Below are 4,624 nucleotides of genomic sequence, written 5' to 3' on the forward strand. Positions count from 1 at the left end.
GTGCGCGACCGGGGGCTCGGCCGCCTCGGCGCGCGGCCCGGGCCGGCCGGCCTGCTCGGCGGCGGCGCCGGGCGCCGCGTCCGTGCGCTCGGCGGCCTGCGGACCGTACGGTTGCCGGGCCACGCCGTCGTGCACCTCCACCTGCTCGCGGCGCAGCTCCTCGCGGACGACCTCCTCCTCGGTGTACCGCTCGACCACCAGGCGGACCCGCTCGACCGGCGCCAGGTACTTGCGGACCACCGGGCGCTCCTCGCGCAGGGTGACCTCCTCCATTGCCTCCGCGATCTCCTGCTCGGTCAGCGAGGCGCGCTCGGCGTCGGTGACCGGCACCCGCTCGACCCGCACCCGCTCGCGCACGACGGGCACCCGCCGCTCCACGGCCTCGGAGGTGACGTACTTGCGCAGCCGGGCGGTGCCCAGCACGTGCCACTCGGTGCTGATGTCCAGCCGCTCCTCGCGGCAGATGACCTCGACCGGCCCGCTCGGCGCCGCGTGGCCGGGCGCGGGCGCGGCGGCCGGGCGCCGGTCGGCGTGCAGGGTGCGGACGTTGCCCGCCCGGTCCTCGGCCGGCTGCTGGGCGGTGGCGTGCGGGCCGGCGGTGCGCGTACCGGCGGTGGGCATCACCGCGACCGTGGCGGCCGCCTGCGGCCCGCCCGCCGGGGGATCCTGCCGGCCGCCGCGCTCGTGCTCCGCGCCGCGGCCCTGCTCGCCCCGGCCGTGCCCGCCGGCGTCGGGGCCGCCGTTCGGGGCGGGCGCGCCGTTGGTGCCGTTGGCAGCAGGCCGGCCCGCCGCCGGGGCCGGCCCGGAGACCGCGCCGAAGTCCATGTCCTGGCCCTGGCCGCGGCCCGCCGGGGGCGGACCCTGCGGGGGCTGCGGGGCCTGCGGCCGGCCGCTGCCGGAGGTGTCCAGCCCGTAGTAGCGGTAGAGCTGGAGCTCCTGCGCGGGCGAGAGGTGCTGGCCCACGCCGAAGTCGGGGGACTCCTTGATCAGCGACTTGTCGTACGGGACGCGCAGCTCCTCGCCCGAGAACTCGCTGGTGGTCAGCGGGACGAAGGCGTCCCGGCCGAAGATCCCGGTGCGGACCGCGGCCCACTCGGGCTCACCGGTCGCGTCGTCGAGATAGACCTCGTCGACCGTGCCGATCTTGTCACCGTTCCGGTCGACCGCCTTGTGCCCGATCAGGTCTCGCGGATCGATATCGGTCTGCACGCTGTCCTCCAGTGCACCTGCTCCTGGGGTGGTCGGGGACACGGGCGGCTGGAGGAGCTGGCCAGACGCCATCTCACACGAAACGCCATGAACCGGACACCGGCGAGCGCAGCGGGTCCGTCCGGGGTGCCCGCTGGCCCGTCCGGGCGACGGTCGGGGGCCGGTCGGGGGACGGTCGCGGACCTGCGACGGCCGTCACAGCGCCCGTGATCCGACGGGTTCCCGCTGGTACCCTGGGCGGCGACCGCCGAGCCCGCGCGGGAGAGTCCCCGACCCCGCCGACGGCGGACCGGGGCGCCGAAGGAGCAACTCCTCCCCGGAATCTCTCAGGCATCCGTACCGCGTGGGATAGGTCACTCTGGAAAGCAGGGCAGGGCCGTTGGCGCAGGAGCCGCCGGCACCACCCTCACCGACGGTGCAAGTCGACAGGATGCCCCCGGGCGCCGGTACGGCGAAGCTCTCAGGTACCGATGACAGAGGGGGAGGCCTGACGGGTTCGCACGTCCCCGGCCCCCCGCGGCGGCCGGTCGGCAGCTGCGCACCCCCGCCGGTCCGTGACCAGGAGGCCTCGACCCCCATGAACGCCAAGCCGACCCTCACCGAGCTCGAGCAGGCGAGTCCCTTCGAGACCCGCCACATCGGCCCCGACGCCGCCGCCCAGGACAAGATGCTGGCCCAGGTCGGCTACGGCTCCCTGGACGAGCTGTCCGACGCGGCCGTCCCCGAGGCCATCCGCAGCCTGACCGCGCTCGGCCTGCCCGCCGGCCGCAGCGAGGCCCAGGTGCTCGCCGAACTGCGCGAGCTGGCTGGCCGGAACCAGGTCCTCACCCCCATGATCGGCCTGGGCTACTACGGCACCTTCACCCCGCCGGTGATCCTGCGCAACGTGCTGGAGAACCCGGCCTGGTACACCGCCTACACCCCGTACCAGCCGGAGATCTCGCAGGGCCGCCTGGAGGCGCTGCTCAACTTCCAGACCGTGGTCTCCGACCTGACCGGCCTGGCCACCTCCGGCTCCTCCCTGCTGGACGAGGGCACCGCCGCCGCCGAGGCCATGGCGCTGGCCCGCCGCGTCACCAAGGTCAAGGGCGGCGTCTTCCTCATCGACGCCGACACCCTGCCGCAGACCGTCGCCGTGATCGAGACCCGCGCCGTCCCGACCGGTGTCGAGACCGTCGTCGCCGACCTCTCCGCGGGCATCCCGGCCGAGATCGCCGAGCGCGGAGTCTTCGGCGTGCTGCTCCAGTACCCGGGCGCCTCCGGCGCCGTCCGCGACCTCGCCCCGGTCATCGAGCAGGCGCACGGCCTCGGCGCGGTCGTCGCCGTCGCCGCCGACCTGCTGGCCCTCACCCTGCTGAAGTCGCCGGGCGCGCTCGGTGCCGACATCGCCTGCGGCACCTCGCAGCGCTTCGGCGTCCCGATGGGCTTCGGCGGCCCGCACGCCGGCTACCTCGCCGTGCGCGCCGAGTACGCCCGCAACCTCCCCGGCCGCCTGGTCGGCGTCTCCGTCGACGCCGACGGCAACCGCGCCTACCGCCTGGCCCTGCAGACCCGCGAGCAGCACATCCGCCGCGAGAAGGCCACCAGCAACATCTGCACCGCCCAGGTGCTGCTCGCCGTGATGGCCTCGATGTACGCCGTCTACCACGGCCCGGACGGCCTGGCCGACATCGCCCGCCGCACCCACCGCTACGCCGCCGCGCTGGCCGAGGGCCTGCGCGCCGGCGGCGTCGAGCTCGCCCACGAGGCGTTCTTCGACACCGTCACCGCCAAGGTGCCGGGCCGCGCCGACGAGGTCGTCGCCGCCGCCCGCGAGGCCGGCGTCAACCTGTACCGCGCCGACGCCGACTCCGTCTCGATCTCCTGCGACGAGACCACCACCCGCGAGCACCTGGCCGCCGTCCTCGGCGCGTTCGGCGTCGCGGCCGGCGAGCCGGCCGAGGCCGCCGACACGCTGCCCGCCGCGCTGCTGCGCGAGGACGAGTACCTGACCCACCCGGTCTTCCACAGCCACCGCTCCGAGACCGCCATGCTGCGCTACCTGCGCCGCCTGTCGGACCGCGACTACGCGCTGGACCGCGGCATGATCCCGCTGGGCTCCTGCACCATGAAGCTCAACGCCACCACCGAGATGGAGCCGGTGACCTGGCCGGAGTTCGGCCAGCTGCACCCGTTCGCCCCGGCCGACCAGGTGCAGGGCTTCCTCAGCCTGATCCACGGCCTGGAGCAGCAGCTCGTCGAGGTGACCGGCTACGACGCGGTCTCCATCCAGCCGAACGCCGGCTCCCAGGGCGAGCTCGCCGGCCTGCTGGCCGTGCGCGCCTACCACCACGCCAACGGCGACACCCAGCGCGACGTCTGCCTGATCCCGTCCTCCGCGCACGGCACCAACGCCGCCTCCGCGGTGATGGCCGGCATGCGCGTCGTGGTCGTCAAGACCCTCACCGACGGCGACGTCGACGTCGACGACCTCAAGGCCAAGATCCAGCAGCACCGCGACCAGCTCTCCGTGCTGATGGTCACCTACCCGTCGACCCACGGCGTGTTCGAGACCGAGATCACCACCATCTGCGAGATGGTGCACGAGGCCGGCGGCCAGGTGTACGTCGACGGCGCCAACCTCAACGCCCTGGTCGGCCTGGCCAAGCCGGGCAAGTTCGGTGCGGACGTCTCGCACCTGAACCTGCACAAGACCTTCTGCATCCCGCACGGCGGCGGCGGCCCGGGCGTCGGCCCGGTCGCGGTCCGCGCGCACCTCGCGCCGTACCTGCCGAACCACCCGCTGCAGCCGGAGGCCGGCCCGGCCACCGGCGTCGGCCCGATCTCGGCCGCGCCCTGGGGCTCGGCGGCGATCCTGCCCATCTCCTGGTCGTACGTCCGCCTGATGGGCGGCGAGGGCCTCAAGCGCGCCACCCAGGTGGCCGTGCTGAACGCCAACTACATCGCCAAGCGGCTCGCCCCGCACTTCCCGGTGCTCTACACCGGCCCCGGCGGCCTGGTCGCGCACGAGTGCATCATCGACCTGCGCCCGCTCACCAAGGAGACCGGCGTCACCGTGGACGACGTGGCCAAGCGCCTGATCGACTACGGCTTCCACGCCCCGACCATGTCGTTCCCGGTGGCCGGCACGCTGATGATCGAGCCCACCGAGTCCGAGGACCTGCACGAGATCGACCGCTTCTGCGAGGCGATGATCGAGATCCGCGCGGAGATCGAGAAGGTCGGCTCCGGCGAGTGGCCCGCCGAGGACAACCCGCTGCGCAACGCCCCGCACACCGCCGCCCGCCTGGCCGGTGAGTGGGAGCACGCCTACGGCCGCGAGACGGCGGTCTTCCCGGCCGGCGTCAACCCGGCGGACAAGTACTGGCCGCCGGTGAGCCGGATCGACGGCGCCTACGGCGACCGCAACCTGGTC

General features: G+C 74.4%; 2 protein-coding genes and 1 riboswitch. Of the genes, one reads left to right on the top strand and one right to left on the bottom strand.

The features are described 5' to 3' along the window. A partial coding sequence (locus ACFV0G_RS35635) for a DUF2382 domain-containing protein (RefSeq protein WP_380556891.1) occupies nucleotides 1–1,209 on the bottom strand: 1,209 nt, incomplete at its 3' end. 248 nt (nucleotides 1,210–1,457) lie between these two features. Continuing rightward, a riboswitch (glycine riboswitch) is annotated at nucleotides 1,458–1,561 on the top strand. A gap of 225 nt (nucleotides 1,562–1,786) precedes the next feature. Between ACFV0G_RS35635 and gcvP the strand changes: the two genes are divergently transcribed. Continuing rightward, nucleotides 1,787–4,624, top strand: a 2,838-nt coding sequence (gcvP, locus tag ACFV0G_RS35640) for an aminomethyl-transferring glycine dehydrogenase (protein WP_380556893.1), incomplete at its 3' end; no start/stop codon positions are given.

Source organism: Kitasatospora sp. NPDC059571 (genome assembly GCF_042735675.1).
GTDB lineage: Bacteria > Actinomycetota > Actinomycetes > Streptomycetales > Streptomycetaceae > Kitasatospora.